This is a genomic window from Streptomyces sp. NPDC006655, from assembly GCF_040703965.1.
GTDB lineage: Bacteria > Actinomycetota > Actinomycetes > Streptomycetales > Streptomycetaceae > Streptomyces.
Genome location: NZ_JBEYJU010000243.1, coordinates 1 through 1,676, shown reverse-complemented (window position 1 = coordinate 1,676; position 1,676 = coordinate 1). Strand labels below are relative to the sequence as shown.

Below are 1,676 nucleotides of genomic sequence, written 5' to 3'. Positions count from 1 at the left end.
CTCCAGCTTCGCCCACTGCGCATTCGTCAGATCGTGCCTCCCCACGAAGTGGATCTTGACACATCAAGATCCACTTCTGAAACGCACCCTAGCACGGCGCTCCAGTGGAACTGCCCCTCGATCGCGAGGAGGGTGCGATAGCCCCAGATGTAGTCGGCCGGACGTGTTTGGAGACGCTGGTCCACCAGTTCCCGAAGCTCCGCGATGGCGTCGGGGCTCTCCACAAACATGCGCTCGCCCTGGTCGTCCGTCATAGCGCTGCGCACGATCGCCCCTGCCATCTCCAGCGCTTGCGTTTCGCTCCGGGCGAGCGCGACCAGACGTGGCAGCGCGGCGAGACTCCCGGGGACGAGGGTCTCTCCCTCGATGCACAGCATGGTCCATAGCTCGCGCCACACGCTCTCGCTGCCAGCCCCTGCCTCTACCTGATCCAGGAGTACGGGCACGAGCTCGGCCGTCCGAGGTACGTACGGGCGCCCCCACTTCGTCACCCTCACATTCAAGCGTGCCGAGAACCACTTCAAAGACGGGCCCCCACGGCCCACATCGGCTGGAGCGCGCCCCTCGCGTGCCCTATGTGGCGGGGAACAACGGGCAACCTCCCGGTCGGGTGATCATCCGGCCGTATGCGCATGAAGGGCCTCCTGGTAGCTCGGGGGTGCGACCCCATTCCGAGCGGTTCCCGGAGGCCCTGTTGTCGTTGTTGTACGCGCCCGAGGACATCCCGTACGAGGTCATGCGCTGGTTCATGGACCAGGTTGCGGATGAGATCCTGACGTCCCGCGCCTGGATGCGGCTGCGGCCCGAGCTGGTCGAGGTCATCCACCGCCTGCGCCAGGAGTACCTGGGCGCCATCTATGACGCCGACTTTCCCGACGTCCTCGCGGAGCTGCGCACCACTGTCCCTGAGGCCGATTTCCCCATCGTTCTCGCGGCCGCCTTCGGGCTGAAATCCCGATGGCACCCCCATGGACGGCATGCATGCGTTCCAGCTCGTCGACGTGGCGGCGGCGGACGGTGATCATCGTCCCGCCGCCCCCTCGTCGGCCGAGGTCAGTGGCTCGCGTTGAGTCGGCTGATCAGCTGCCGGTTGGCTGCGCGCGCCGCCATGAGTTCTTCGTCGCGTTCCTCCAGTTGACTGGTCAGGGTGACGACCTCCTGTTCGAGGTTGGTGATGCGGCGTTTGAGCTGGTCGATGTCGTCGGGCGCCCAGAGGCCGGACTCCCGCCACGCATGCTCGCCAAGGAGTTCGGAGAGCTTGGCTTCCAGTTGTCGGCCGCGGGCGGCGAGGCGGTTGCTGCGCTCCAGAGCGTCCGCCAAGTCGGCCTGGAGGGAGGCCCGGCTGACGTGAGGACCGGTGCCGTCGCCGGGCGGTTCGGCGCCGGCCGCGTGTACTTGGGCGAGCAGATCCTTGTGGCGGTAGAGGAAGGCACGGTCCACCCCGGCCTGCCGTGCGATGCCGGAGACGTTGATGACCGTGCCATCACGCCTGGCGGCGTTGATGGCCTTGATGACGCGTTGCCGACGTCGGGCCGAGTCGGCCTTGCGGCCTTCGGTCAACGAGTTGGTGTTCATGCGGATCCGCAAGGCCGTCCGGGCCCGGGGGCACTTCCCCACCGACCAGGCCGCCCTCAAGTGCGTCTGCCTGGCCGTCATGAGCCTGGACCCGACCGGCA

Annotated in this window: 2 protein-coding genes and 1 pseudogene; 1 reads left to right on the top strand and 2 read right to left on the bottom strand. The window is 67.3% G+C overall.

Going from position 1 to position 1,676, the window contains the following annotated elements:
- Nucleotides 1-26: 26 nt before the first annotated feature.
- On the bottom strand, nucleotides 27-377 hold the full coding sequence (locus AB0958_RS45045) for a hypothetical protein (RefSeq protein ID WP_366896281.1): 351 nt from the start codon (nucleotides 375-377) through the stop codon (nucleotides 27-29).
- A gap of 341 nt (nucleotides 378-718) precedes the next feature.
- On the opposite strand from AB0958_RS45045, the pseudogene AB0958_RS45040 reads away from it, so the two are divergent.
- Nucleotides 719-1,070, top strand: a pseudogene (locus tag AB0958_RS45040) (hypothetical protein); the annotation flags it as partial.
- On the opposite strand, the gene AB0958_RS45035 reads toward AB0958_RS45040, so the two are convergent.
- Nucleotides 1,054-1,575 carry a DUF6262 family protein gene (locus tag AB0958_RS45035; RefSeq protein ID WP_366896280.1) on the bottom strand — a complete coding sequence of 174 codons (522 nt, stop codon included), beginning with the start codon at nucleotides 1,573-1,575 and terminating at the stop codon, nucleotides 1,054-1,056. The pseudogene AB0958_RS45040 and the gene AB0958_RS45035 sit on opposite strands and share 17 nt — an antisense overlap.
- Between the last annotated feature and the right edge of the window lie 101 nt (nucleotides 1,576-1,676).